Here is a 26,479-nt window from a genome sequence, read left to right on the forward strand (position 1 = left end):
AGCCAGAAGCGACAGCACCGCGAACCCGGCGTTGCAGCCGGAGCCGCTGGAGGAGTCAAGCGGCCTCCATAACTCTTGCGACTGGCTGGTGGAGTCGCCCTGCTCGGAGCGAGAGAGATAGGGCGAAAAAGCTCGTACCGTCACACCGCTATCCGTTGGACACTGCGACGGGTCGTATACGAAACTGAAGGTGTAGTCGTGACCCTCTTTCATCACTGGCCGATCGGCGGCTCCGAGGATAGCGGCAGAATCCTCACCCTTACCGGCAAAGAGGGCGCAGCGCAGCGCCGGTACATAGGCTATCTGCCGTTCTTTGCCGCCCCTGATGATCTTTCCTCCGCTGAAGCCCACTGTGGCGTCGATCCGCAGCTGCTTGTGGCGCGCCTGTTCGTCGAGCTTCGTCTCCTCGTAGCTGATGTCGCCGCTGGCGTCGCGCTTTATCTCATATACCTTGACCTCTTTGACCCTGATAGTGGGACGCTCGGCGGCCGGCAGCGAAGCCTGCGCCGCAGCCGGGCCGTTGGAAACGGTGTTGCCCGAGGCGCCTCCCTTGAAGAGCGCCGGATCATAAGCGCCGACCAGCACCCAGCCGTGATTGTTCTTCGTGCTGAGCTCTTTATCGTTGCATTCGACGACGGCGTGCACCCAGCCTAGTCCCTCTATATCGGGGGCGCGGAAGGTGGCCTCGGTGTTGACCCAGTTGTCCCCTGTGTCAAAGTTCGTAGTACGCCCCAATATTACGCCCAGCGTCTTGGAATCAAATGGCTTATAGCCGTCGCGCGCAGGGTCGGTGGAGGGATAATTTCGTGTCCCGCTCTCATTGTTCCACGGCTGGAAGTAGAATTTCACCGTTACGCCAACAGCTGTTACAAAACTGTAATTGATGACGCGCAGCTTAACCTTATAATCCTTCCCCTTCTCCAACAGTTTGGGCGAAAGACCGTCTCCAGTGGTGGCGGTTACGGCGCTCTCCGTCGAGTCAGATTTTATAAAGGTTATGCCGCGCATCTGGTTTGACGTATATTTGTCTTGGTTCTCCTGAAGGTAGTTGCCCTTGGAATCTGGCTGTCCGGCCGCGCCTCCGTTCTTAATATCGTTATTCCATCGGAAGGGCAGCAGCAGCCCAGGATCGGGGTGTGTGGCGTAGGGGCTGGACGGCCCCCAGATCTTGCTCCCGGCCTGCTTAAGTTTGGGCACCGCGTAACCGACGCAAATCGCGCCGTCGTCCTGCGTGAAATAGGCGGCATCCACGTAGAACTGCATATCTGACGCGCTCCAGTCTTTCGTGTGCTGCGTATAATTCACCGCGCCTGGCCAGGACATTGTCACATCGAGCATTTTTGAAGCGTCGGCGGTCGTAGTAGAGTCGGTGCCCCACGCGTAGTCCCCGGTGAGGTCGATATTGAGGTGCTGCCGATCATTGTGGCCAAAGGTAGGATGGAAATAGACATGCCCCCCAGCTGTTTGGCGGATCGAATCGTAATCCTGAGTGCCGCTAGATGCGCTCGTCTTCATCGTAAATTCGCTGGCATCGGAGTTGCCGATTAGATTATTCTGGCCGCTGACAAATATTTTGCCGTTGAAATCGGCCCACGGATCGTATTTATCTGCTTCTAGCTTCGCCTCCTTACCCTGCGGGTAGCCTGTTATGTCGGCCAGCCGCTTGGGGTAGGTGAAGAGGTTGTAGGTGTCGTGCAGCGGCTCATACCACGAAATTTTTCGCCCCGGCGTCGGCGTGAAGACCGAAGCGGTCGTAGTAGGCACCACGTACTGCACATAGTTCTGAAGGGATACTATCTCCCCCGTCTTGTCGTCAGAGGTCGTAGAATAACGCTTCGATTCGGGCAGCAGGATAGGATAGCGGCAAAGATTGTAGCTGTTGCTCTTGTAATAGATCTGGTCATCCCTGTCAGCCTTGTATTTAACTTCGAAGCTTAGACTCGACGCATAATTTTTCGTTTGGTTATGGACCTCGTTTCTTGAGTACTGCATGCCAAGGTCCAGTAGCGGATCGTCCTGTGCATTATTGTTCGCGAACGCTTTTTTCAGCAAACCCTCTCTACGTTCCAAAGCATAGGAGCCTTCGAGACCAAAGTTGCCCTCGGAAACCTTTGTCGTTGTGCTGGCCTGACCGTAGCTGTCATTGAGCGCCATCGCTGTGTAATAATCTTGCGTTTGGAAGAGCGCGAAGGCATCAAGCGTCACGTCGCCGCTTGCGTCGGCGAGGGGGAGCAGTTCGCTGTCCGCGGCCGAAACCTTATCCCAATGCTTGGGCGGCGCCTGCGTCACCATGGAGAGTTCGATGTTGTCTTCCACCGTGAGCACGCTCGGCGAGCCGAGCACGAGGCTCTCGCCGTATAAGTCCACGGCGGCGACGCTGGCTCCCATATTGCCGTCCATCTGGACGTTGTTATAGCTGGTATGTACCTGGGACAAGAGGCCTTTATCCTTTGACCAGGAGAGAATTCCGAAATCCATATTCGCAGTACCATTCTCCCCGTTGCCCATGTGAGCGAGCGCGATTTGATGCCGCACAAGGGAACCATTTGTTGGGTAACTGAAGAGGCCCGTCGCGAGGCTGTGGTGCTTGTGGAGCTTATTGAGCCACCAGCCTAATTTCGTGGCGCTGTACTCATACTTAGTTCCCGTGTTGGCAATAGCCCCGCCCTGTGTGATATCCCAGTCATGCACCCAGAGCTTGAGATCGGTGCCTCCGTCGCCCGTGCCAGTAGACCAGACAAGCTCGCCCAAGCTGTCTCCGTCAAAGTCGGCTATCTTGACCTCGATGGAGGGCACAGAACTCCACGCGGTCGTGTCTGTAAGGTAGAAACCCAACTTACCCAGAAAACTGCGGTCGACGTGCCGGATCAAAGTATAGCCTTTATTGTCTTTATTGTCTTTTTTGTTTTTTTTCAGCGAACAAATGCTCATATATACATAGGAATCTTTGTCGGTAACGCTCGGTGAATCGGCATGGATATAGACAAGTTCGTCACTGCCATCGCCGTTGATGTCGCCCGCCGCAAGACCGACGCTGTTATGCTGCAGGAAGCTGCTGCCGTCCGCCATGTTTTGAGTGTTGTAGACGCACTCCCCCTGATAACCCTTCTCAATATCATAATTCACGCGGTATATCTCAAGCTGGTTGGCGCGGCTCTGGTTGGCGCCGCCACCGTGGATGAGCGTGTAATAGATGGCGATCTCGTCGCGTCCATCGCCGTCAAAGTCGCCCTTCGTCATACGGATGCTGTTTGCTGGCGTAACGCCGGACTGGCCGCCGACTACGCTGCTGCCGGTGGCGAGGATGCTGCTTTCGCTGCCGTTGACTTCCGTAGTGATGACGTCGCCAGAGCCCGTCGACATGTAGTTGTAGAGCGACTTGCCGTCGACAAGCAGTATCTTCACGAGCGGCTTGTCTTTGTTCTTCACATAGGTGAGGGCATAATCCGTATAGCCGTCGCCGTTCCAGTCAGAGGCGACCAGGTCGTGCGCGGTGTTCTGGTCGAGCGCGGGGGCGTCGCCCATAATACCGTCGCGGTTGTACTTAAACTGGTATACGGGGGAATACAGATGCTCGGGCAAATGGTATAGGCCAAGGTTTTTCCCGTCAGCCCACATGTCAAGCCAGATACTGTTTGTCCCGCCGTTGTGCCGCACCAGATAGGAGGTGACGAGCACGTTCTGCGGCACTCCTGTAAACGTAGTGACGCCGTAGAACGCTTGATCCGCAGAGAGCGTCACCGTCTTCACCGGAGCCGTTCCTTCGGCTACGGAGGAGGCGAAGATGTAATTATTAGAGTCGCCCGCTCCGTATTCTACAGCCATTCTGACATGTTCTTCGTTTCCGGCACTTGGGGAAAAGACGCTCAGCTTTCCTTTGTCATCTTCCTTCGAGCCGACGAAGGTCTTGATGTTGAATGCCGCGTCGCGGTAGGAGACGAGCAGCCTATGATGCGGCAGTATCCTCGACTTCCAGGCTCCGTTCATCGGGTCGACCTGCAGCTCTGTGGGAAGGCCGGTAATATCCGAGGCCACGCAGACGGCAGCTAAAATCACAAAAGAGAAAAACAACGCGCCAAACCATGTCCCCAGACGTTTCGCTGCGGGGAAGTTCCACTTCTTCAAACCAGACAACATCGCAACATCCTCCTCCACCGTTCTTTGTCTTGTATACCGCGCCTTGGCGCAGCATACCTTCGAGAACAGCGTAATAAAATATGGGCAAAAAGATAGCTTTTGTTTTGTAACCGCGTTTACTATTATCCGCTTATTATAATATAAATTTCGGCCGTTGTGCGCATTTTATTGCACGTTATTACAATTGGCAATGCCATTTGCACGAAATATTACACACAAGGACGCACCAGTACCGCACGGCATGCAAAACCTTATTTTATCCACCTAATACTGGAAGGCTCGCCGCGAGCGGCGGGCGGTATTTTCAGAATCCGCGCTGCGCGCCAGAGCGGCAACACAGTAAAGCGCCAATCCAGTCTCAAATGTATGAGAAAATGTCACTCAAACGAGCCTTAAATCGTCTGAAACTATGTCACTTTTCATCGTCCTGTAAAACATGTGCAGACGAAGTCAACAATGCGGCCTTGTGGTCCTTTGGGCAAAGCTGGGAGATCGCGGGTACTCAAGAAGCATCGCTGCACTTTATCGCGTACCGAGAAAAGGGGATTGACAAGGAAGAAACCGGCGAATCAAAAAAATATATTATATTATTATATTTATATTATTATATATAGAAGGCTTTTTTGGTTGCCGTGTAACAGAGGTTTGACAAACCTACACAGAAACGCCGGGGGCGGTCGGCGAGAGCCATTGACAGGTCGTATCTTTATGCCTATAATTACGAGGTTCTAGAATACGCTTGGTGCGGGCCTTAAAAGCCATAGGGCTGCCTGACACACAGCGGAGGAGGGTATTGATAAGTATGTATGCAGTAATCGAACAGGGCGGTAAGCAGTACAGAGTCACAGAGGGCGACAAGTTCAGAATGGAAAAGATCCATGCTGAAGACGGAGCACAGGTAGCGTTTGACAAGGTAATTCTCCTCGGCAAAGACGACGGCGCGGTAATCGGCGCTCCTTATGTGGACGGAGCTTCGGTAACGGCAAAGGTTCTCGAAAGCGGAAAGGATGACAAAGTCATCGTCTTCAAGTACCGCAGAAAGAAGAACTACCGCAAATTCCGCGGTCACCGTCAGCAGTACACGCTCATTCAGATCGAATCAGTAAACGGTTAGTTTTCTACACAAGGAGGATACCTGATTATGGCACATAAAAAAGGACAAGGAAGTTCAACCAACGGTCGCGACAGTCAGCCTAAATATCTTGGCGTAAAGCGCGGCGACGGCTCTTTTGTAAACGCGGGCACAATAATCGTGCGTCAGAGGGGCACTAAGTTCCACCCCGGACAGCACACAGGACTTGGCCGCGACTTCACTATCTTCGCGCTCGTCCCCGGCAAGGTTCGTTTCCTGACAAAGGCTGACCGCAAATACGTAACCATCGAGCCTGAATCACTCTAATAACAGTTTAACAAGACTATTGTACAGGGGGCCCTCAATCGGAGCAGGCCCTCTTTTTTTCTGATATTTACCGGACGCTTTTTAGGTAAATTAGGATTATGATACTATAGATTTTTATGAAATGAGGTGAAGCTATGAAATTTATCGACTCAATGCGTATGTCCATCAAGGCCGGACGCGGCGGAAACGGATGCATGAGCTTTCTGCGCGAACGGTTCAAGCCAAACGGAGGACCGGACGGCGGAAACGGAGGACGCGGCGGCAGCGTCATATTTGAAGCTACAAACAACCTGCAGACCTTAGCCGACCTTGAGTATATGCATCATATACGGGGAGAAAACGGCGGGCACGGCAAAGGCTCCATGAGAAACGGCTCCGCCGGCGAAGATAAAATAATCTACGTTCCATGCGGAACGGTCATCTACGACGCGGAGACAAACGAAGGCTACGCGGACCTCGTTGAGCCGCACGACCGCTTTATGGCCGCGCGCGGCGGACGCGGAGGGCGCGGAAACAGATACTTCGCAAGCTCGGCGCGCAAAGCGCCGCGTTTCAGCGAAGAGGGGCGTCTCGGGGAAGAGGTGAAGCTGCGCCTTGAGCTGCGCCTCATAGCGGACGTAGGGCTGATAGGACTTCCCAACGTCGGCAAATCAAGCATTCTTGCCGCCATATCCAACGCGCAGCCGAAGATAGCGAACTATCCCTTCACGACGCTTTCGCCCAACCTGGGCGTTCTGAATACCGGCGATGAAAACATCGTCATAGCCGACATCCCCGGCCTCATCGAGGGCGCCTCGGAGAACAAGGGCCTCGGCCTCGAATTTCTGCGCCACGTGGACCGCACGCGCCTTCTTATCCATGTTTTGAGCCTTGAAAGCGGAGATTATGATACAATAATCAAAGACTTTGAGATCGTTCGGAATGAAATGAAGAGCTACGATCCAGAGATGGAAGAGCGCCCATATTTCGTCGCGGCAAACAAGCTCGACGAAGTAGACGATGACACGGCACACCAGCTCGTTGAAAAGCTGACGGCCCATTTCGCGAACCTCGGAGTAAGGCTCATAGCCTCAAGCGCGCTTACCGAAGAGGGGATACCGCAGCTTGTAAAAGAGATAATCTCGTTTACAAACGAGCATCCGCGCCCCGAAAGCAACGTGAGGCTCTTTGCGCTCGAAGAAAGAACTCCGGAAAAGACGCCGGTAAGAAGGCGCAACAAAATACAGATAATCACACTCCACGGCGGCGGCTTCAGGGTCATGCACCATCAGCTCGAAGAGGCGGCGGAACGCTACGACTTCAGCCAGGAAGAGAACGCGGCGCGCTTTACAAGGCTGCTTCGCAAGTTCAAAGTAGAAGAGCTGCTCGCCGCGGCGGGCGCCATACCGGGAGATGCGGTAGCAATCGGGTACAAAGAATTTAACTTCTATCCCGACTATTATCCCGAAGAAATGCCGGCGGACGAGACGGACTACGACGATGCCGACACAGACGACGGCGCGCAGGAAGCCCTCTGCCAGACGGAATCAGGAAACGAAGCCGATACAGAAGACGGAGCATCGGAAAACGACGCCGTGCAGGAAGACGAAGCAGAGGCCGCAAACGCAGAAACGCAGGACCAATAAATAACTGAATGGGAGCAATGGATATGACCGAAGAAATTCGAAAGATCGGCATAATGGGGGGAACGTTCGACCCGATCCACTATGGGCATCTTTTGGCCGCTGACGAAGCGAGGGCCGCTTTTGGCCTTTCCGAGGTCATATTCGTTCCCACGGGACAGCCGCCGCACAAAGCCGACAAAAAGGTGACCTCCGCAGAAGACCGCTTCATTATGACGGAACTTGCCACAGTAAGCTGCCCCTTTTTCAGCGTTTCGCGCGTTGAGAGAGACAGAAACGGCGCCAGCTACACGATAGACACGCTGCGTGAACTCAAAGCCATGCCGGAATATAACGGCGCCAAATTTTACTTCATCACAGGACTGGACGCCGTCCTGGACATCGTGACATGGAAAAACCCGGAAATATTGATGGACATGTGCCAGTTTGTAGCCGTGAGCCGTCACGGTTACACCAGGAAAAGGATGGAAGAACTGCCGCTTGAGATGCAGGCAAAGATAATCCCGCTTGAGATACCGCTGCTCGCTATTTCCAGCACAGAGCTGCGGGAACGGATAAGGCAGAACAGAAGCATCCGCTTTATGGTCCCGCCCGCCGTGGAACAGTACATAATGAAAAAATCCCTTTATCAGAACTAAGACGGAGGAGTACTTTTGAAGCGTTACAAAACAATTATGCTGGTTGTTATACTCGGCCTATTCGCCGTAACCGCGGGAGCCGGGCTCAGGCTCTACTTCGCGTGGCATGCAAAGGGCGGCGACATCAAAAGCGCTCTCGAAAAAGACATCAATAAAGAGAGCGCCAACTACACAGCCTTAAAAGACCAGGGGAAATTCAACATCCTTTTGATGGGGGAAGACGACGTCGAAGGCTCTAGGAGATCCGACACCATCCTCTTCATAACCATCGACATAGACGACAAAAACATGAGGGTCATGTCGCTGCCGCGCGACACAAGGGTGGAGATACCGCACCACGGCACGCAGAAGCTGAACCACGCCTTTGCATTCGGCGGGCCGGACCTCATGAAGGCCACAGTTGAAAAATACCTTGACGAGCCTATCCTGTACACCGTAGTTGTTGACTATGACAGCTTTCCCGAGTTTGTAGACATGCTGGGCGGGGTAGAGGTGGACGTCCAAAAAAGAATGCGCTACGTCGACCGCGCCGGCAAGCTTGACATCAATATCCAGCCCGGCAAGCAGGTGCTGAACGGGACGACCGCCCTGCACTTCGTCCGCTTCAGAAAAGACGCGCTCGGCGACATCGGACGCATCCAAAGACAGCAGCAGTTCATAAAGGCGCTGATCAAAAAGGCCTACGACCCCAGAGTCATCATAAAGTTCCCGGAGCTTGCCACACAGGCCATGAAGATATTTAAAACCGACATGTCGCCCACGCTTGCCGTACAGCTTGCCGGCTTCGTCCAGAACGAACTTGGCCGCGACAACATGTACTTCTCGACGCTCCACGGCGAACCCGCCATGATAAACAGGCTCAGTTACTGGGTTGGCGACGTAAAATCGGCGCACGCCTTCATCAACGCGCCTATTGCCGAACTGATCTCAGGAGACATCACGGAAAACGTGGGGAAGGGCAAGCGTCAGGTACATTTCTCAAACGCGCTTGACGAACTTGACGACGGAACAAAGAACAAAGCGGCCGCAGCGTCGGCGGACAAAGGCGCTCCGGCTCCCGGCAAGCAGGAAGCGCAGACAAAGCAGATGACAAAAGAAGATATAATTGCTATCATCCAATCAATGCCTGAATCGGTCGCGGTGCTCAACGGAACAGGGAAGAACGGCGTCAGCTCGGAAATCTCCACAAGGCTCCAGCAGCTTGGAGTAGACGTCACGTATTCCGGAAACGCGAAACACTTTGACTATCAGCACTGCAACGTCATCTATCCGACGAAGGCGGCGCCGGGCGTCGTAAAAACGGCAACGATATTGGGAAGCCTGCTTCAGGTACCTAAAAACCTTGTGAGGCCCAGCAACCAGGCCTTCTATGCGTCGATAATAGCGGGGCACGATTACAAAAAGCTTGTCGTTATTTTGGACGACATGCTGAAAATTTCAACTCAGAAAAAGACAAACCAGGAGGGATAACTTTTATGACACAACACAACGATGATTTTTTAGAACAATACAAACCTATAGTAGATGCGCTGCTCGACAAGCACGCGCTTGAGGTGTCGGTCCACGACCTAAGCCAGTTATCGGGCTTTGCGGACATCTTCATAGTCGCAGTCTCGCGCTCGGACATACACGGCAGGACCCTCAAAGACACAGCCGAAGAGGCGCTGGACAAAATGGGCATCACATACAGAGTCGAGGGCGAAGGCAGCACAAAATGGACGCTCATCGACGCTGGAAACCTTATAGTAAACATATTAAGCCGCGAAGGCCGCGACTTTTACAGGCTTGATTCACTCTGGGGCGACGCGCCTACAAAGAGATTCCACGACCAGGACGATTAACGTATGGACTGCATCTTCTGTAAATTAAAAGATCATGCAGCCGCAAACGACCTCGCTTACGCGGTCTTTGACGCAATGCCGGTCAGTCCGGGACACATGCTCATCATCGCAAAGCGCCACGTACAGAACTTCTTTGAACTGACAAAAGAGGAAGAGGCGGCGATGATGGAGCTTCTTCACAAATGCAAAGAAATACTGGACGAAAAATATAAGCCGGACGGATACAACGTCGGAGTCAACTGCAACGAATGCGCAGGACAGTCTGTGATGCACGTACACATGCACCTGATACCCAGATTCAAAGGAGACACGAAGTCGCCGTTAGGCGGAGTGCGCGGCGTCATACCAGAAAAAATGTTTTACACAAAACAATAAAGCGCCTCACAAAAATTCTTCATCTTTCTAGCGCTCAGTTTTATAAAAGCTCAGCGTTGTAAATAAATATTGAAAAAAGATATCCGAGTAAGCTTCGGATATCTTTTTTTTCTAGATTTTTCTAGTTTGTTCAAGTTTTACAGGCGCGCTCTGTGCGGGGAAGTGGAAATAATATAATGTCCTATAATTTATCTTATGTTATACAAGCCCCTTCCGAAAACTGATTTTTGGCCTTTTGAGAGGGCTTTCGACGATTTTTCAGCCTTTTTTAACAAAGACGCTTTGTTGTTTTATACGTCATATTATCAGTCGTAAATCACAAAATAAATAACAGAGTCCGCGCTTATCTCAAAAGAAATCGCGGACTCTGTTATTTTATTAATCGCTTGTTCTATTACAGAGCGTTCTTTACTATGTCGATGAAGACCTCGGGCTTGAGTGACGCGCCGCCTACGAGGACTCCGTCGATGTCGCGCTGGGACATTATACCTGCCGTGTTTTCCGGCTTGACGCTTCCGCCGTACAGAATGATCAGGGCTTCGGCCGTCTTATCGTCGAAGTTTTCAGCGGCCAGCGCGCGTATGAAGCCGCATATCGCTTCAGCGTCCTCGCTGCTTGCCGTTTTGCCCGTGCCGATGGCCCACACAGGCTCATAGGCTATAATTACCTTCTTGGCCAGAGTGTGTTCGTCTATGTCTTTAAGGCCGCAGCAGAACTGCTTTTTTATGACGTCGTGCGCCTTGCCCGCCTCGCGCTCTTCAAGAGTTTCGCCTACGCAAAGCACCGCTGTAAGGCCGCCGTCAAGCGCCGCGTGCATCTTTTTGTTAAGTTCTTCGTCTATTTCGCGGAAGATGTGACGTCTTTCGCTGTGTCCTATAAGCACATGCGTCGCGCCGACCTCGGTGATCATCGGAACGGATATTTCGCCCGTGAAGGCTCCGTTTTTCTCCCAGTGAGTGTTTTGCGCGCCGATTATGACTGGCATCTCCTTTGCGCCTGTGGCGGCGGAAAGCAGCGATATAGCGGGCACAAAGAAGGCTATCTCTTCCTTGCCCTCTGAAACGGCCTCCTGGACCTCTTTTGAGGCTGCTATCTCCTCTTTAAACTTGTTAAGAAATTCACTTGTGGCCGCGGGCCCGTTGAACATTTTCCAGTTTCCTGCTATAAATTTTCTGCGCATAGTATTCCCCTCTTTAACAAAACGGACGGATCAAAAAATCCGCCCGTTTCTATTTTAAGTGATGGATAGTTAGGCTATTACGTAAGGCTCTATTCCGGGAAGGCTTTTGCCTTCAAAGAACTCAAGGCTAGCGCCTCCGCCGGTTGAGACATGTGAAACCTTGTCTTCCATTTTAAACTGCGCTATGGCCGCGGCGGAGTCTCCCCCGCCGACAACTGTGAGGGCGCCTTTTTGAGTGGCCTCAACAAGAGCCTGAGCTACAGCCATTGTACCGGCGGCAAAGGCCGGCATTTCAAAGACGCCCATCGGACCGTTCCAAAGCACAGTACGCGCGGCCAGTATCTCCGCGGCAAAGCTGCGCGCCGTCTCAGGGCCGATGTCCAGACCCATCTGATCCGCCGGGATGCTCTCTGCGGCCACCGTCGCAGCGGGGGCGTCAGCTTTGAACTCGGGTGCGGTTATCACGTCCGTAGGAAGCAGTATCCTTACGCCGAGTTTTTCAGCGTCCTTGAGCATTTTTGCCGCGAAATCAAGCTTTTCCTCTTCGCAGAGAGATTTGCCTATGCAGAGTCCGCGCGCCTTTAGGAATGTAAAGGCCATGCCGCCTCCCACTAGTATCGTGTCGGCTTTGTGGAGCATGTTCTCCACCACGGCTATTTTATCAGAGACTTTGGCGCCGCCCAATATGAGCACAAAAGGCTTTTGAGGGTTGTCGCGAGCCGCAGAGAGCATCTCTATCTCTCTTTCGATCAGCTTTCCTGAATAGGAAGGCAGAAGCTCCGCCGCAGCTCTCGTCGAGGCGTGCGCCCTGTGCGAGGCGCTGAAGGCGTCCATTACGAAAACGTCAAAGTTCTTGGTCAGCTCTTTGGCAAATCCGGCGTCGTTTTTTTCCTCTTCTGGGTGGAAGCGGAGGTTCTCAAGGAGCAGCACCTCGTTATCCTTCCAGCCGCGCACCGCGTCGTCTACTGCGGAACCAACGCAGTCGGGAACAAAACGCACCTGCCATCCGGTCAGCTTTTCAAGCACAGCGGCTACGGGCGCGAGCGTGTATTTCATGTTGACTGCGCCCTTCGGCCTGCCGAGATGCGAAACGAGCGCCACCTTAGCGCCTGCCTCTATAAGCGCGCGCAGCGTAGCAAGATGGGCTTTTACGCGGGTATCGTCGCTCACTTTACCGTCGGCAAGGGGGACGTTGAAGTCCACCCTTACCAGGACCTTTTTACCGGATACGTCAGATGGCGAAAAGGTCTTCAGGCGCATCGCCTACAGCCCCTTTTTGAAGATGTAGTTCGCGAGGTCGATGACTCTGTTGCTGTATCCGCACTCGTTGTCGTACCAGGAGAGTATCTTTACCATTTTGTCGCCCATTACCATTGTGTGCATAGGCGCAAATATCGACGAGTGGGTATCGCCTACGAAGTCCATCGAGACGAGGTCTTCGGGTTCGTATTCAAGTATTCCCTTAAGCGCGCCTTCGGCGGCTTCCTTCATTGCGTTGTTTACCTCTTCGGCTGTGGCTGGCTTCTCAAGCATCACGGTGAGGTCCACGACTGATACGTCGGGCGTTGGGACGCGAAGCGCGAATCCGTTCAGTTTGCCTTTAAGTTCCGGCATTACTTCGGAGATGGCTTTCGCGGCTCCAGTGCTGGTCGGGATGATTGAAAGCGCGGCCGCTCTTCCGCGTGAGAGGTTCTTCTGCGGGAAGTCGAGCGTCTTCTGGTCGTTGGTGTAGGAATGGATCGTGTTCATAAGGCCCTCTTTGATGCCGAACTTGTCCTGGAGGACTTTGCATACGGGGGCGAGGCAGTTCGTCGTGCATGAGGCGTTGGAGATGATGTTGTCTTTTGCGGGATCATAAACGCCTTCATTGACGCCCATGACTATCGTGGCGTCCTGGTTCTTCGCGGGAGCCGAGATTATAACTTTCTTTGCTCCGGCTTCGATGTGGGCTTTCGCCTGATTTGCGTCTGTGTAGCGTCCCGTGGATTCGATGACGAGGTCTACCCCCATCTCTTTCCAGGGAAGCTTTGAGGGATCCGGTTCGGCAAGCGCCTTGATACGCTGGCCATTGACTATGAGGTAATCGCCGTCTACTGAGACTTCACCGGGGAAACGGTGGAATACTGAGTCGTACTTAAGCAGATATGCAAGAGATGCCGGCGGTGTCAGGTCGTTTATTGCTACGATTTCAAATTCATTCTCTTTCCCGTTCGTGAAAAACGCGCGGAGTGAAAGACGTCCTATACGTCCAAACCCGTTGATTGCAACCTTGTACTTAGCCATTGTAAGTGCCTCCTTAAAATTTTTACGCCAATAGTTTGTGAAAAGAGGGATAAACGTATAATTTATCCCTCTTTTATGATTTTGCTACTATATTCGAAATATGTCAAATGAAATCGACAATTTCGTCGGTTTTCATCAATTTTACGCTTTTTTATTGCTCCGTTTCGAGATTTTCGTGAAGAACGCGCAGCATCTCTCCAAGAGATATGGCGCTCAGGACATCTCCGTGCGGTCTGTACGGCATGATGCCGTCAAATACTTCCGCTACGCCGCCAAGGCATCCGTGACGCAGATGCGAGTTGAACGGGCGCATGAATATCCATCCAAGGTCTTTACGTGACGGATTGTATTTGAGGTAGGCCGTAATAAACTGCCCCAAAAGCCAAGGCCACGCCATCCCGCGAAAACGCGCCTTAAGACGCTGGTCGATGCGTCCCTCGGAACGTCCCTTGAATTTATCGTGACGCGGCTCGAGCGTGCGAAGCCCGTAGGTCGTGTAAAGCTCGTTCCAGCAAAGGCGAACGACCTTCTGCGCGGCTTCGGGGGAAAGCGCGCTGAACGGAAGCGACGCGGCAAGTATCTGGTTGGGACGGATGGCCGTGTCGTTTTTGAAGGTCTCAGCGTCCACGCTGTCGTAGAGCCCGTTCATGTCGAAGCTCCAGAAGGTGTCGTTGAAGGCCTTTGCGCATTTCTCGGCCGCCGCTCCGAACTTCGCGGCGCTTTCCGCATCTTTGTACTTCGCGGCGTATTTTTCCGCGGTGCGCAGTGCGTTGTACCACAGGGCGTTTACGCCTACGAGATAGCCTTTGCGGCGCACTACGACCTCGTCGCCCGCTACGGCGTTCATCCACTGCCTCGCGGGGTTGTCGGAGGTAAGTTTGAGGAGCATGTTCGGCGTGCATTCCGTATCTATTTCCGCGGCGCCCGCCAGATATTTTTCAGTTATGTTTTTGACGGCGGCGTACAGCTCTTTTCCATCAGGCGCGTCGGGCACGTGGCTAAGATATTTATCCACGGCGTAGACGAACCAAAGTCCGTTGTCTATCGCGCCGAAGATATTCGATCCGTCGTCCGCTATTTTTTCCGGCATCACCCAGCCGCTTTTTTCCGCTATTTCAAGCCAGAATTTGAGAGTTTTGGCAGCCGTCTCTTCTCTGCCTGTGGCAAGAAGAAGTCCGGGAAGCGCGATGAAGGTGTCGCGGCCCTTGACGTCGGCCGAGGGGTATCCGGTATATATTGGAGCCGCGCTTTCTGGACGGTCGTCCACCAGATTGTAGGAGGCGGCTATCATATCCTGCTCCGCGCTGCTGTTGGCGGGGAGGTTGGACTCTTCGAGGATGTTTTCAAAACGGTCCACAGCCTCTTTTTCCATCGCCGCAAGCTCTTTCGCGGTGAAGCTCTGCGGTTTCTCGGAAAGAACGACATAAACTACGTCGCCCTCTGAAATTTCGTTTGTGATATATCCGGGCGACCAGAGGTGGTCTACGGACTGAGATTCTGGACGGTCGTCCTGTTCGTAGATGAGGTTTTCAAACCACAGGGGCTTCAGCGACCACATACCGCCGGTGACTGAGCAGCAGCTTGTATTTGCTCTGCCTGTGACGCTGATGCTGTGTTCGTTCACGGCGGAGACGCTGAATTCGTTCCTTGTGGATTCGGAGCAGACCTCGTCGCTTTTTCTGTGCGCGAAGAGCGGGCGCAGATCAAGACGTACCTTGTCGGGCGCGGCAAGAAGTTCGTATTTTACCACTGTGCATTCTTTTCCGTGAGGCATGAATATGGACTTTTTGAGGAGGATACTATGGATTACAAACAACATGCTTGGGAATGGATTTCCCTGGTATTCCTGCAGATATCTGTAGCCGTCAGGATAAACCAGATCTTTGTAGCGATTTGTGGACAACTGGTATTTCTTGTTGTGGTCAAACAGCGTCTCTTCTATTTTGCTCACTAAAACTGAGTGCTGCTTGCCATCCTCCGGCCTGGCGACGAGAAGACCATGTTCCCTTCTTGTGTTCGCGCCTATTACAGTGGAAAACCCATAATTTCCGCGTCCATTCGAGATAAGGAACTCCCTTCCGGCGCCTTTGTCATAGGTGTTAACGTCTGCCTTTCCTAAGTACATTGGCTTCATCCCCCTTTGATTGCTTTTTTAGCATTGCTTCTAACTTCCGCCACCTATATTCTACCGTACTTTTGCTAATTGGTCGCGGTAAATTTTGCCCAAGTTCTTTTAAAGATATGCTCGGATTTCTTTTGCGCGCGTATATAAGTTCCCTAAGCGGAGCTGGGAGCTCGTCGACCATGCCCATGTCCTCCATCTGGCGTATAAGCTTCATCTGGCTGCGCGCAGCTTCGAGGCTTTTGTTGATATTGGCCGCGTCGCAGTTGACCAGCTTGTTCGCGTGGTTGCGCATGGAGCGGTATATGGCCGTCTCTTCAAGCGAAAGAGCCGTCTTGACGAGCCCTATGCGCGAAAGCAGAGTCACTATCTGCTGCTGGTCGCGCAGCATCAGCTCCTGACCGCCAAGCTTTTTCCTAAGCCCCACCGTGAAGCCGCAGGATTTTAAAATCGCGCGTATCCTCTCGGCAGAACCGTTGCCCGAAGGCGGCCTCAGCACGAGATAGTAGCCGGCCTTTGGGATATACAGCGCGCCGCAGCTTCCGAAAAGGCCGCGGACCCAGCTCCAGTTTCTTGTGCGCTTGGACATCGACTGAGTGACGGAAAATATCTCAAGCGCGGTGCGTTTTCTGAGCGCAAATACTATGCGCCCCTTCTGCTGCGTATGGATAAGCCGGATGCCGGCGTTCTCCCCTTCGCTTTCCTTCCATTTCGAGTCGCTCCAAAGACGCATGAGCCTGCGCACGGCGAAGAGCCTCGACGAGGTGAAGTAATAATCGTCACCCTCTACATTATAGCTCAGCCCGTCAATTATTCCAGCTATTTCGTCACAGACTGGGTCTGCGGCCGCAAGTCCGCTCCATTCGTCCCATATTGTATGGTTAAGCCCCTCTATCACAGCCGCGCCTCAATTCTTCTTATTCTCGCGCACCAGCTCCAGAATGGTCTCTGAAAGATGCTGCGCGTTGTGACGCAGATATTTGCCGTTTTTGATCTCACAGTAATCACCGTAGACCACCGTCACGCCAAGCGATTCAAGATAGGCCTCTTCCTTAGCGGAAAGATACAAAGGCTCGGCCCCTATTTTGCTGTATCTCGAAAGGAACTCCTCCGGTATCGCCGACTGGTTCGCCAGCACGTAGTTAGGCACCGTGCCCAGAATGCCGGCTATCCAGTCCACATGCGCAACAATGTTCATGCCCTCCGTCTCCTTGGGCTGCGTCATGAGGTTCGCTATATAGACGACGGGAACGTTTGAATCGCGCATCATCTGCGTCATGCTGCTCAAAAGCAGGTTCGGGAGCACGCTTGTAAAGAGGCTGCCCGGCCCCAGCACTATTATCTCCGCCTCTTCAAAGGCGCGTTTTACTCCGTCAAGCGGCTCCGCGTTTGACGGCTCTATCCATAATTTCGCAAGATGGCTGCCGTTGTCCGAAATTTCAAGCTCTCCAGAAAGCCTGCGGCCGTCATCCGTCTCGCCTTTGAGCGTGACGTTCTCCGTCGTGACTGGCAGCACCTGCCCGCGGATGGCGAGCATTTTATTGAGCTCCTCCACCGCGCGCTGAAAATCTCCCATCATCTCAGTGGTGGCAAGCAGGATGAGGTTGCCGAGGCTGTGGCCTTTCAGCTCTCCTCGGTCGAATCTGAAATTGAGCAGGCTGTTCAAAGAGCTGTCGTTTTCGGCAAGCGCCACGATGCAGTTGCGTATGTCGCCGGGGGGCAGGACGCCCCACTCCTGACGAAGCCTGCCTGAGCTTCCGCCCTCGTCCGTCACCGCAACCACCGCCGTTATATTGCGCGTAAAGCCCTTAAGGCCGCCAAGCAGCGTCGAAAGGCCGGTGCCTCCACCTACGGCTACGACGTGCGGCCCCATAGAGAGCCGGTACTCCATCGCGTTAGTCATTATCTTCCTGCGCGCGGACTGTTTTATCTTCACGCGAAACTTGCGCTTCGCCGAAAAATAAACGGCGGCGCCTCCGAGCAGAAACGCAGCTATGAAGACGACGACCACTCCCGCCGCGTTCACCATATATTTCCTTTATCTATGTCGCGGTGCTGTACCTTTACGCGGCGGCCCGCCTGCGTCAGGCGCGCGCCTATGCGCTCCGCGACTGCGACGGAGCGATGACGGCCGCCTGTGCAGCCAATGCAGATATGGAGCTGTTTTTTACCAGTTTCGCTGTAGACCGAAGAGACAAATTCAAGCAGCGGCGCCGCCTTGGAAAGAAACTCGTCAAGCGCGGGGCACGCCGAAAGAAAATCCTGCACTGGCGCGTCGCGCCCCGAGAGCATGTGCAGTTCGTCTACGTAATTGGGGTTTGGAAGAAAGCGCACGTCAAAAATGTAATCCGCGTCCTGCGGCACGCCGTATTTAAAGCCGAAGGAGCTTACGATGACGGCCGGCTCCTCCACGGACATGCCTGCCGCGTCAAGCAGACGCGTCTTAAAATCGGGCAGTTTTAATTCCGATGTATCCAGCATGATGTCTGAATTTTTTATAACTTCTTTGAGCAGAGCGCGCTCTTTTTCTATTCCCTGAAGGATGGTGGAACAGTCGGCCAGAGGATGGCGGCGGCGGGTCGCTTCAAAACGCCGCACCAGCGTCTCGTCGGAGGCGTCGACGAAAAGTATCTCGACGTGCCTGCCGTTTTTGCGAAGACGCGCCACTACGTTTTCAAGGTCGTCCATCAGCTCTTTGCCGCGCACGTCTACAACGGCCGCTACGCCGCAGCGAATGGCCGCCTGGTGGTTCTCCAGCACGTCAAGCAGCTGCGGAAGCAGCGTCGGGGGCAAATTGTCTATCGAATAAAAGCCTTGATCCTCAAAGATATTCAACGCGGAGGATTTCCCCGCGCCTGACATGCCTGTAATGATAATACAGCGTTTTATCTCTTTCTTGTTTTCCAAACTGACCATCTCTCTTCGCAGGCGCAAGCCTCAGATCTTTGGTGTAACCGCTCTTGTATTAGTATATCAGCATACACCGCATAACTGAATATTCCAAGCGAAATTATACACAACCGCATTTATGTGCATTATAACAAAAACTTACAGAAAACACTTGATAGGGTGAGATTTATAGTAAAATATAACAAACGAAAGGCGGTGACGCGCTGTGCATCCAAATACGATAGAAAATACATGATGCGGCTTTAGTGCAGGGACTGCATTAAACTGCGAACATATCGACTTTGTGATAGGGAGAGCGCGGGCTGCTTAACAAAAACCTTTCCTCCTCCCTTATTGCTTTGATTCTTAATACCACACAAAAGGCTAGGGGAGATTTTTTCAAATGTACAATGATATAGACAAGAATTTAAATGAAATGCGCGACGCAATTCACAACGCGCCTCTTGAAGTAAAGGCGCTAAAAGAAGCGGGAGTTCCTATCATAGGAACATACTGTACCTTCACTCCATGGGAATTAATAAACGCAGCCGGGGGCGTCTCCGTCTCACTTTGCAGCACAAGCGACAAGCCGATAGCCGCTGCGGAAAAGCACCTCCCGCGCAATTTATGCCCGCTCATAAAGGCAAGCTACGGCTTCGCGCTCACAGACAGCTGCCCATATTTTCATTTCTGCGATATGGTCGTCGGAGAAACTACCTGCGACGGCAAGAAAAAAATGTATGAATTACTGGCAAACCTCCGCGAGACGCATGTGATGCAGCTGCCGCAGTGCAAAGATCACCCGTTGAGTTTTGAACTATGGCGCCATGAGATAACAGCCCTTAAGAAACATCTTGAAATGCGCTTCGGCACGGAGATAACCGACGAAAAGCTGGCGAGATCTATCGCGCTGCGCAATTCCATACATGCCACGGCTATGCGCGTCTACGACTTAGCGACACTTCCTGAACCAATTGTCACAGGAAAAGAAATCATGCTGATCTCAGACTACCTGAAATTTTCATTTAATTACGAAACAAGCATCGCTAAGGTCAACGAACTTGTTGACAAACTGCTTGCCAACTATATAGATGGACAGCGGCGACAGGATATGGCGGCGCACCGAATACTGATAACCGGATGTCCGATGGGTAAATCTCTTGAGAAAATTGTAGACGCCATTGAATCTCCAGAATGTGGGGCCATTGTTGTAGGGTTTGAAAACTGCGGCAATCTGAAATGTTCGCACTTTCCAGTCCGCACCGACATTTCCCCCATCGACGCGATTACTGAAAAATATCTCTCGATCCCATGCTCCGTCATGTCGCCTAACTACGGCCGCAAAGAACTACTAAAGCACTACATCGACAAATACAGGGCGAACGGCGTCATTGACGTCATTTTGCAGGCCTGTCACACCTACAATGTCGAATCACACTCAATAAGACAGCTCTTAGCGGAGGAAGGCGTGCCCTATCTGGCGGTCGAAACCGATTATTCTCAAAGCGATACAGGTCAGCTTTCTACAAGATTCGGCGCCTTTTCGGAGATGCTCTAATGGCCTGCATCGGTATAGACATAGGTTCGACCGCGACAAAGGGAGTTTTATGGAATGGTCGGAGCTTTTCCTTTTATATTACGCCGACCGGTTGGACGCCCAATGAAAGCGCGAAAAAGGCCGTGGCGAAAATCCAAAAACGCGGGCGCATCATGCAAAACGACGGCCTTTTTATCACCGCGACGGGCTACGGCAGAAACGTTTTTCAAGCGGATAAACGCGTAACTGAGATAACTTGCCATGCGGCAGGCGCGCATTACCTCCTGCCGGAGGCAACGACAGTGCTTGATATAGGCGGGCAGGACTCAAAAGTGATCTCTCTGGGACCAGACGGCAAAGTAACCGATTTTCTGATGAATGACAAATGCGCTGCCGGCACGGGCCGCTTTCTGCAAAATATGGCTGTGCATCTTGGATACACCCTTTCGGACTTCTGTTGTATCACGGAAAGCGCTGCGGCGCACCCCATAAACAATATGTGCGCCGTCTTTGCTGAATCTGAAGTCATAGGGCTTATATCGCAGGGCGTCTCAAAGGAGGCCATCTGCCTGGGGCTGCTTGACTCAGTAGCTCAGCGCGCCGTCAACCTGCTTTCAAGACTTTCAGAACACGGAGACATTTGCTTCTCTGGAGGTTGCGCGCAAAACGAGCTGCTCAGAAAGCTCATTGAGAAAAAGACTAAACGAAGAGTGGTAACACCAGACCGGGCGCAGTTCGTTGGGGCTATTGGAGCGGCGCTCATTGGAGCCGGGCTCTAAGATGGTCGCCTCTATGGCGAGCGCGCCGTCTTTTAGCAAAAACCAATTACAGCCCGCATAGTACGCCCACATCAAACGAGGCAACTCCGCTATTGTTCCTTGAGCGGAGCTGCCTCGTATTTATTATCTTATCTCTTATTATTCCTTTGCCACACACAACCCACCGCCACTTCGCCTAGAAGCATCAAAGCGACGATAGTTTATTGCGTTATTTTCCGGCGTTTCCGCATTCGCGGGAGCTTCCGATGAGCGTTTCCACCGCGTGCCGCAGGCCGCCAGTTATCGCGCCGAAGCACTGCCCCGCTCCGCGTCTGCTGCCGGGGAAGGCTATGACAAGAGAGGCGCCCAGCGTGACCGCTACCGAACGCGTCAGGAACGAACGCGGCGTGAACCTCAGCGTCTCCATGCGCATCATCTCTCCAAAGCCGGGGACTGTCTTCTCCGCTATTGAAAGGAGCGCCTCGGGCGTGTTGTCGCGCGGCGAAAGGCCAGTTCCGCCTGTGGTCAGGATGAGGTTTATACCGGAGGCCGCCCATTCTTTTACCGTTTCGCATATCGCGTCTTTGTCGTCGGGCACTATTTTTCTCGCCTCTGTTACGCAGCCCTGCGAAAGCGCAAGCGCTTCAAGCTCAGGGCCAGCCGTGTCTATGCGTTCGCCGCGGCTGCCTTTGTCGCTCACAGTAAGCACGGCGCATCTTATTGGACGCCATATCTCAACGGATTCAGAGACGCCGAGAAAGCCCGCCGTGCAGACGGAAAAGCGCCGCGTCTCTTCGTGCCACAAAAGCAGCGTGCCGGCGTCGCCAACAGAAAGAAAATCTCCATCGTGAAGTTTAGCCTCCGGCGAAAGGACTATCGTCATCGAACCCTCGTACAGCTCCCCGTCAAGCGGTTCGCCTGCTACTGCCGCGCAGACCGGCGTTGCCACCTCGTTGATGCAGGTGCTGCCCTCTTTGTTTGTATGAACGTAGCAAAGCGTGTGGTCGCCAATGAGCGACGGCGCCCATAATCTCAATATCCTCATTTATTATATCCTCCCTCGGCGTTCCATTCTCCGCTTTTTCCGCCAGTCTTGCGCAGCAGGCGTATGTCGCGGATCACCATGCCTTTGTCTATTCCCTTGCACATATCGTAGAAGGTGAGCGCGGCCACGGAGACGCCGGTAAGCGCCTCCATCTCGACGCCGGTCACCTCGGAGGCAGTCGCCTCGCAGGTTATTTTCAGCGCGCGTTTTTCGCAGTCCAGCTCACATCTCACCTTTATGTTGTCAAGCCTTATCGTGTGGCAGAGCGGAATAAGCTCCGGCGTCCTTTTGGCTCCCATGATGCCGCCAAGCTCCGCTATGGAAAACGGATCGCCCTTTTTTACCGAGCCCTGCGAGACGGTGTCATAGATCGCGTCAGGCAGGTCGAGCCACCCTTCGGCCCATGCTGTGCGTTTCGTGACGGACTTGCCGCTTACGTCCACCAGCGTGGGACGGCCCTCCGCGTCAAAATGCGTGTATTCGCCCAATCTTTTAACCCCCTATTCCGGACATGTGCAGATTGCCCGTGTTTATGTCGTTCCAGCAGCGCGGCTTTTCGCGCACGCTTTCCAGTATCTTTTCCATGAGCGCCGCGCCGTCGCGCCTTATTATCAGCTCTTTCAGCTCCGTCTCTTTCGGGTTGAAGAGGCAGGTGCGGAGCTTGCCCTCGGCGGAGACGCGAAGCCGGTTGCAGCTTTGGCAGAAATGGTTTGAGACGGCTGTGATGATGCCGATGGTGTCTCCCGTCTTTTCGTTGAAATAATACTGCGCGGGGCCGTCTTCGCATGAGCTGTTGGTATTTTTGACCCATGAGGCGCCGTCCGGCAGCATCGAAAGTATCTCTTCGCCGCTTATGAAGGACTCTTTGTTCCATACTTCTTCCTCAAGCGGCATAAATTCGATGAGCCGCAGCAGCAGCCCCTCGCGGCGCGCAAAGAGGAGCAGGTCGGTTATCTCATGGTCGTTGAAGCCCCTTATGAGGACTGTGTTGAGCTTCATATTGTTTATGCCGGCGCTTTTTGCGGCCCTGATGCCGTCCAGCACCTCGTCAATCGTCCCGATGCGCGTCACGTTTTTAAATTTATCGGCGTCCAGCGTGTCGAGGCTGATATTTATTGAATGGAGCGAGGCCTCCGCGAGTTCGGGGGCGTATCTGCGAAGCAGCGACGCGTTTGTGGTTATCGCGGTCTTTATATTTGGATACGCCTCTTTAAGCTCTTTAAGAAAGGGGACCATTCCCTTTCTCACCAGCGGCTCTCCGCCGGTGAAGCGAAATTTGCCGACGCCGAGCTTCGTAAAGATGCCGCAGAGAAACATGATGTCCTCGTAGCGCAGAATGTCGGAATGGCTGAGGCAGGTGACGCCCTCTTCCGGCATACAGTAGGTGCATCTGAAATTACACCTGTCCGTCACCGATATCCGAACGTAATTGAGGCGCCTGCCGAAATCGTCTTTTAGCTCCCTCTTTGCTTCCGTTAGTTGGGCCATCTGTATCCACCCATTTCGTCAACTTTTTTGCGCCACTCTTCGTCGTTCAGCGCCTCAAGCAGCGCCGCGATGCCGGGGTGGCCGATGAATGCCTCTGGAATGACAAGCTCGTACGGCTCCTCGGCAAGAGGGATGAAGTCAAGGCCAAGCGCGTCGGCCGCGGACTTTATGCCAAGCGTCGCGTCCGCAAGGCCGGTGTATACGCGGTTTGCCGCCTCCATGTGCGTGGTGCATATCTGCGAGTAGCCCTTTATCGCCTCCGGCGCGGTTTTGTTTTCGCGCAGAAGGTGGTCAAAAAGCACCCGCGTGCCCGCCCCCGGCTGTCTGTTTGAAAAAACTATATCCTTTGTGCATAGGTCTTTGAAATTTTCTATTTGCTTCGGGTTCCCGCGCTGGACGATGATGCCCTGAGTTCTGTAGAAGACGAGCACGCGGCGCCACTTTTGCCCCTTTGAAAAACGCTCGATGAAGGAATCGTTGTAGAGGCCGCTCTCTTCGTCAAGAAGATGGGCCGCCGCCACGTGGCATTCTCCGCGCGAGAGCGCGGCCAGGCCGCCCATGCTGCCCACAGCGCGCGAAGCAAGATCCGCTCCGCGCCTGCGTATAGGCGTCACAAGAAGCTGTATAGCCGGGTCGTCCGAGCCTTGAAAGAGCGCGCGGCGTTCTATATCCGGCCTGCGCGTCATCCAGAGTTCTACGTCCGTCCCCTTTTCGCATTCAAGGGCGGAGGCAGGAAGCATCGCGATGCCGTCCGCCTCCGCGAGCGCCCATAGCACGCTCGCGCCCGATGTCAGCGCCCATGAGTAGAGCGTGCCGCCGACAAGGGCCGTCTTCATACGCAGCCATTCTTCAATGCCCTGCCCCGAAGAATGCTGCACAAGCAGCTTCGTATGCCATATATCTTTTGTTCCGAGCGCTTTTTTTATCTGAGAGACAAGCGCCTCCCGTTCTCCAGAAAACTGCAAAAGCAGCGGATATACGAGCGACCACAGCGCGACCGTGGTGGACATCGGAAAGCCGGGCAGACATATAACGGGCTTGCCCTCTATCTCCGCCGCCATCGCCGGACGTCCCGGCTTCATGCGCACGCCTCTGAAAAGAACGCGCCCAAGTTCCGAAAAGACCTCTATCGTGTGGTCGCGCTTGCCCTTTGCAGAGCCTGCGCCCACCATTACGAGGTCATAGTACTCCGCGCCCTTTTTGACGTATTCTTTTAATATCTGGGGATTGTCGGGCAGTATCGGTGCAACGTCCACCTCAAAGCCCCACTCTTTGAACGAGGCCGAGACAAAAAGTGAGTTGCTCTCCGCCACCGTGCCGGACTTCTGATGTTCTTTTGCAAGCCATTCCTCGCGGGATATTATCTCATCCCCCGTAGGGATGAAGAGTGAACGTATCCTTCTTTTTACAGGAACGGCGTCGATGCCGGAGCAGAGAAAAAGAGACACGAGCGCCGGAGTTACGACGTCGCCCTCGCGCGCTATTATCTGACCGGCCATCACATCCTCTCCAAGAGGCCGCACGTTTGCGGAGGGCGTCAGTGGCTTATAAATGACCAGCGTATCATCTTCAAGCGATGAGTCCTCCACCATAAGCACAGAATCGGCCCAGTCCGGCAGCGCAGCTCCAGTGTTCATCCACTGGTATTGTCCACTCGCTGCGCGCGTGGGAGTAGCGGCGGACGCGCCCGCTGTAGCGGCCGACGCAAGCGCGTATCCGTCTACCGCGGAGGCCGCGTAATGCGGAACGTTGCGCCCCGCCGTTATATCGCGCGTAAGCACATGTCCGAGAGCCGCCGTTATCTCCGTCATGCGCTCCGGGTCGAATGCGCCCTTTGCGAATGTCGAAGAAAGTATCTTCCACGCTTCATCTAAAGTTATATGTTCAGGAAAGTTCACTGCCACAGCCATACCTCCGTATCTTCTCCCGCCCTTTTCGTTTCGGCGTCCTCAGCTATACGGATAAGGCCGTCCGCCTTGGAAAGCACCGATATATACCCTGATTTCGCGGAAAGCGGGCGCGCTTTGCCGTCCGGGGTGAGGGCGCAGGGGATGAACTCCTCCGGGCCAGTTCTTGCCGCAACGTCGCAGGCAAGCGGAAGCCGCGTGCGCACGCCGCAGAAAAATGGTTCTTCGCACGCCATTCGCGCAATCAGTGGAAGCAGAAAGACAAAGGCCGCCGTAAGGCACGAAAGCGGATGTCCGGGCAGGCTTACCGCGATTTTGCGCGCGCAGGCGTCTGCTGCGGCAAGCGTAGGCTTGCCCGGCACGATGTTGAGGCCCCGTACAAGCAGCCCTGGGGCGGGCATCGCCTCCAGGAGCTGCGAACAGCGGTCGCGCATCCCGACGGAGGAACCGCCGCTAAGTATAAGAATGTCGCACGAGGCAAGCTCTTTGTGAAAACGCGCCTCAAACTCCGCGCCGTCGTCGCTCACTATTCCGCGGTAATCCGCGTGAAAGCCGTAGGAGGCAAGCAGCGCCTTAAGGTTCCAGCCGTTGACGTCGCGTATGGAGCCGGGCGGTACCTCTTTTGTCTCCGACGGCACTATTTCGTCGCCAGTAGATAGAATAGAAATTTTGGGAGCCATCACGGAAAGTTCTGTGAGGCCCGCGGTGGCGAGCAGCCCTATAGTCTTGAAATCTACGAGGCTGCCTTTCTCAAGCAGCCTCTGCCCCGCCTTTATCTCCTCGCCCTTATGGATGACGTTTTCTCCGGCCTGAACGCCGCGGCGCACCTCTATCCAGCCTCCGGTGCAGTCCGTGTCTTCAAGCATGACTACTGCGTCCGCGCCCTCTGGCAGCAGGCCGCCGGTAGGAATGGAGGCGGCCTCCGATGCTGAAACGGCAAAATCAGGCACGACGCCCATGCGGACCTCGCCGCGTTTATTCAGAAAAAGGGGCGTGCCTTGCGTAGCGCCGTTCGCGTCCGCATGGCGCACCGCGTAACCGTCCCTCAGGCTTCTGCTGTAGGGCGGGTAGTCCTCCGCGCTCGTCACCTCTGCTGCGCAGCGCCTGCCTATCGCGTCGCCAAGCGGCAGGACCGTCTGCCTCACGTTCCACGGAAAAGAGAGCGCAAGCGAAATTTCATCCAGCGCCTCTTTTCTTGAGATGACTTTTTTTACAAATCCGGCCATTGTTTCAACGACCTTTCGTTTTTAATTCTTAA

22 protein-coding genes are annotated in these 26,479 nt (G+C 53.8%); 9 read left to right on the forward strand and 13 right to left on the reverse strand.

Going from position 1 to position 26,479, the window contains the following annotated elements:
- The coding region (locus tag RRY12_06480; GenBank protein MEG2184306.1) for a hypothetical protein at nt 1-4,137 on the reverse strand (4,137 nt) is incomplete at its 3' end.
- 802 nt (nt 4,138-4,939) lie between these two features.
- On the opposite strand from RRY12_06480, the gene rplU reads away from it, so the two are divergent.
- From rplU to RRY12_06515, 7 genes are all read left to right on the forward strand, one after another.
- The gene (gene rplU, locus RRY12_06485; GenBank protein ID MEG2184307.1) at nt 4,940-5,251 is read left to right on the forward strand and encodes a 50S ribosomal protein L21; all 312 of its coding nucleotides are present in this window, start codon (nt 4,940-4,942) and stop codon (nt 5,249-5,251) included.
- A gap of 27 nt (nt 5,252-5,278) precedes the next feature.
- Nucleotides 5,279-5,536: a 50S ribosomal protein L27 gene (rpmA, locus tag RRY12_06490; protein ID MEG2184308.1), complete on the forward strand. Its 258-nt coding sequence runs from the start codon at nt 5,279-5,281 to the stop codon at nt 5,534-5,536.
- Nucleotides 5,537-5,670: 134 nt separating this feature from the next.
- Nucleotides 5,671-7,161 (forward strand): GTPase ObgE, encoded by a 1,491-nt coding sequence (gene obgE / locus RRY12_06495; protein MEG2184309.1) that lies wholly within the window; start codon nt 5,671-5,673, stop codon nt 7,159-7,161.
- A 23-nt stretch (nt 7,162-7,184) separates the two neighbouring features.
- Nucleotides 7,185-7,796, forward strand: a complete 612-nt coding sequence (gene nadD, locus RRY12_06500) for a nicotinate-nucleotide adenylyltransferase (protein MEG2184310.1) — start codon at nt 7,185-7,187, stop codon at nt 7,794-7,796.
- A 15-nt stretch (nt 7,797-7,811) separates the two neighbouring features.
- Nucleotides 7,812-9,266: an LCP family protein gene (locus RRY12_06505; GenBank protein ID MEG2184311.1), complete on the forward strand. Its 1,455-nt coding sequence runs from the start codon at nt 7,812-7,814 to the stop codon at nt 9,264-9,266.
- Between the two features lie 5 nt (nt 9,267-9,271).
- On the forward strand, nt 9,272-9,637 hold the full coding sequence (rsfS, locus tag RRY12_06510; protein ID MEG2184312.1) for a ribosome silencing factor: 366 nt from the start codon (nt 9,272-9,274) through the stop codon (nt 9,635-9,637).
- A 3-nt stretch (nt 9,638-9,640) separates the two neighbouring features.
- The gene (locus RRY12_06515; GenBank protein MEG2184313.1) at nt 9,641-10,012 is read left to right on the forward strand and encodes an HIT family protein; all 372 of its coding nucleotides are present in this window, start codon (nt 9,641-9,643) and stop codon (nt 10,010-10,012) included.
- A gap of 394 nt (nt 10,013-10,406) precedes the next feature.
- Here RRY12_06515 and tpiA read toward each other — a convergent pair whose 3' ends face one another.
- The 7 genes from tpiA to rapZ form a co-directional block, all read right to left on the reverse strand.
- Nucleotides 10,407-11,192 (reverse strand): triose-phosphate isomerase, encoded by a 786-nt coding sequence (tpiA, locus tag RRY12_06520; protein ID MEG2184314.1) that lies wholly within the window; start codon nt 11,190-11,192, stop codon nt 10,407-10,409.
- A 69-nt stretch (nt 11,193-11,261) separates the two neighbouring features.
- On the reverse strand, nt 11,262-12,452 hold the full coding sequence (locus RRY12_06525) for a phosphoglycerate kinase (protein MEG2184315.1): 1,191 nt from the start codon (nt 12,450-12,452) through the stop codon (nt 11,262-11,264).
- Nucleotides 12,453-12,455: 3 nt separating this feature from the next.
- Nucleotides 12,456-13,475: a type I glyceraldehyde-3-phosphate dehydrogenase gene (gene gap, locus RRY12_06530; protein MEG2184316.1), complete on the reverse strand. Its 1,020-nt coding sequence runs from the start codon at nt 13,473-13,475 to the stop codon at nt 12,456-12,458.
- 151 nt (nt 13,476-13,626) lie between these two features.
- Entirely contained in the window at nt 13,627-15,600 is a 1,974-nt protein-coding gene (locus RRY12_06535; protein ID MEG2184317.1) for an amylo-alpha-1,6-glucosidase, read from the reverse strand.
- The gene (gene whiA / locus RRY12_06540) at nt 15,575-16,495 is read right to left on the reverse strand and encodes a DNA-binding protein WhiA (GenBank protein MEG2184318.1); all 921 of its coding nucleotides are present in this window, start codon (nt 16,493-16,495) and stop codon (nt 15,575-15,577) included. Before whiA ends, RRY12_06535 begins: the two co-directional genes overlap by 26 nt.
- A 9-nt stretch (nt 16,496-16,504) precedes the next feature.
- Nucleotides 16,505-17,626: a YvcK family protein gene (locus RRY12_06545; protein MEG2184319.1), complete on the reverse strand. Its 1,122-nt coding sequence runs from the start codon at nt 17,624-17,626 to the stop codon at nt 16,505-16,507.
- Nucleotides 17,620-18,513: an RNase adapter RapZ gene (rapZ, locus tag RRY12_06550; GenBank protein ID MEG2184320.1), complete on the reverse strand. Its 894-nt coding sequence runs from the start codon at nt 18,511-18,513 to the stop codon at nt 17,620-17,622. The genes RRY12_06545 and rapZ overlap by 7 nt, the downstream gene beginning before the upstream one ends.
- A gap of 376 nt (nt 18,514-18,889) precedes the next feature.
- On the opposite strand from rapZ, the gene RRY12_06555 reads away from it, so the two are divergent.
- The gene (locus RRY12_06555; GenBank protein MEG2184321.1) at nt 18,890-20,044 is read left to right on the forward strand and encodes a double-cubane-cluster-containing anaerobic reductase; all 1,155 of its coding nucleotides are present in this window, start codon (nt 18,890-18,892) and stop codon (nt 20,042-20,044) included.
- A complete protein-coding gene (locus RRY12_06560) occupies nt 20,044-20,802 on the forward strand; it encodes an acyl-CoA dehydratase activase (GenBank protein MEG2184322.1) in 759 nt (252 codons plus the stop codon). Before RRY12_06555 ends, RRY12_06560 begins: the two co-directional genes overlap by 1 nt.
- Nucleotides 20,803-21,010: 208 nt before the next feature.
- Here the strand turns inward: RRY12_06560 and RRY12_06565 are convergent, their stop codons facing one another.
- The 5 genes from RRY12_06565 to RRY12_06585 are packed head-to-tail and all read right to left on the reverse strand — an operon-like array spanning nt 21,011 to nt 26,447.
- A complete protein-coding gene (locus RRY12_06565; GenBank protein ID MEG2184323.1) occupies nt 21,011-21,826 on the reverse strand; it encodes a MogA/MoaB family molybdenum cofactor biosynthesis protein in 816 nt (271 codons plus the stop codon).
- Nucleotides 21,823-22,314: a cyclic pyranopterin monophosphate synthase MoaC gene (moaC, locus tag RRY12_06570; GenBank protein ID MEG2184324.1), complete on the reverse strand. Its 492-nt coding sequence runs from the start codon at nt 22,312-22,314 to the stop codon at nt 21,823-21,825. The genes RRY12_06565 and moaC overlap by 4 nt, the downstream gene beginning before the upstream one ends.
- A 4-nt stretch (nt 22,315-22,318) precedes the next feature.
- A complete protein-coding gene (gene moaA / locus RRY12_06575) occupies nt 22,319-23,314 on the reverse strand; it encodes a GTP 3',8-cyclase MoaA (GenBank protein ID MEG2184325.1) in 996 nt (331 codons plus the stop codon).
- Nucleotides 23,302-25,218: a molybdopterin biosynthesis protein gene (locus RRY12_06580; GenBank protein MEG2184326.1), complete on the reverse strand. Its 1,917-nt coding sequence runs from the start codon at nt 25,216-25,218 to the stop codon at nt 23,302-23,304. The genes moaA and RRY12_06580 overlap by 13 nt, the downstream gene beginning before the upstream one ends.
- Nucleotides 25,209-26,447 (reverse strand): molybdopterin molybdotransferase MoeA, encoded by a 1,239-nt coding sequence (locus RRY12_06585; protein ID MEG2184327.1) that lies wholly within the window; start codon nt 26,445-26,447, stop codon nt 25,209-25,211. The genes RRY12_06580 and RRY12_06585 overlap by 10 nt, the downstream gene beginning before the upstream one ends.
- Nucleotides 26,448-26,479 lie beyond the last annotated feature (32 nt).

The sequence above is a fragment of the Cloacibacillus sp. genome, assembly GCA_036655895.1.
Lineage (GTDB): Bacteria > Synergistota > Synergistia > Synergistales > Synergistaceae > JAVVPF01.

What these genes read in the sequence shown, in the direction of transcription:
- rpmA (MEG2184308.1), top strand. Translation starts at nt 5,279, where the DNA reads ATGGCACATAAAAAAGGACAAGGAAGTTCAACCAACGGTCGCGACAGT.
- rplU (MEG2184307.1), top strand. Translation starts at nt 4,940, where the DNA reads ATGTATGCAGTAATCGAACAGGGCGGTAAGCAGTACAGAGTCACAGAG.
- RRY12_06560 (MEG2184322.1), top strand. Translation starts at nt 20,044, where the DNA reads ATGGCCTGCATCGGTATAGACATAGGTTCGACCGCGACAAAGGGAGTT.
- RRY12_06545 (MEG2184319.1), bottom strand. Translation starts at nt 17,626, where the DNA reads ATGGTGAACGCGGCGGGAGTGGTCGTCGTCTTCATAGCTGCGTTTCTG.
- rsfS (MEG2184312.1), top strand. Translation starts at nt 9,272, where the DNA reads ATGACACAACACAACGATGATTTTTTAGAACAATACAAACCTATAGTA.
- RRY12_06535 (MEG2184317.1), bottom strand. Translation starts at nt 15,600, where the DNA reads ATGTACTTAGGAAAGGCAGACGTTAACACCTATGACAAAGGCGCCGGA.
- rapZ (MEG2184320.1), bottom strand. Translation starts at nt 18,513, where the DNA reads ATGGTCAGTTTGGAAAACAAGAAAGAGATAAAACGCTGTATTATCATT.
- gap (MEG2184316.1), bottom strand. Translation starts at nt 13,475, where the DNA reads ATGGCTAAGTACAAGGTTGCAATCAACGGGTTTGGACGTATAGGACGT.
- tpiA (MEG2184314.1), bottom strand. Translation starts at nt 11,192, where the DNA reads ATGCGCAGAAAATTTATAGCAGGAAACTGGAAAATGTTCAACGGGCCC.
- RRY12_06585 (MEG2184327.1), bottom strand. Translation starts at nt 26,447, where the DNA reads ATGGCCGGATTTGTAAAAAAAGTCATCTCAAGAAAAGAGGCGCTGGAT.
- RRY12_06525 (MEG2184315.1), bottom strand. Translation starts at nt 12,452, where the DNA reads ATGCGCCTGAAGACCTTTTCGCCATCTGACGTATCCGGTAAAAAGGTC.
- obgE (MEG2184309.1), top strand. Translation starts at nt 5,671, where the DNA reads ATGAAATTTATCGACTCAATGCGTATGTCCATCAAGGCCGGACGCGGC.
- RRY12_06565 (MEG2184323.1), bottom strand. Translation starts at nt 21,826, where the DNA reads ATGAGGATATTGAGATTATGGGCGCCGTCGCTCATTGGCGACCACACG.
- RRY12_06555 (MEG2184321.1), top strand. Translation starts at nt 18,890, where the DNA reads ATGTACAATGATATAGACAAGAATTTAAATGAAATGCGCGACGCAATT.
- moaA (MEG2184325.1), bottom strand. Translation starts at nt 23,314, where the DNA reads ATGGCCCAACTAACGGAAGCAAAGAGGGAGCTAAAAGACGATTTCGGC.
- nadD (MEG2184310.1), top strand. Translation starts at nt 7,185, where the DNA reads ATGACCGAAGAAATTCGAAAGATCGGCATAATGGGGGGAACGTTCGAC.
- RRY12_06515 (MEG2184313.1), top strand. Translation starts at nt 9,641, where the DNA reads ATGGACTGCATCTTCTGTAAATTAAAAGATCATGCAGCCGCAAACGAC.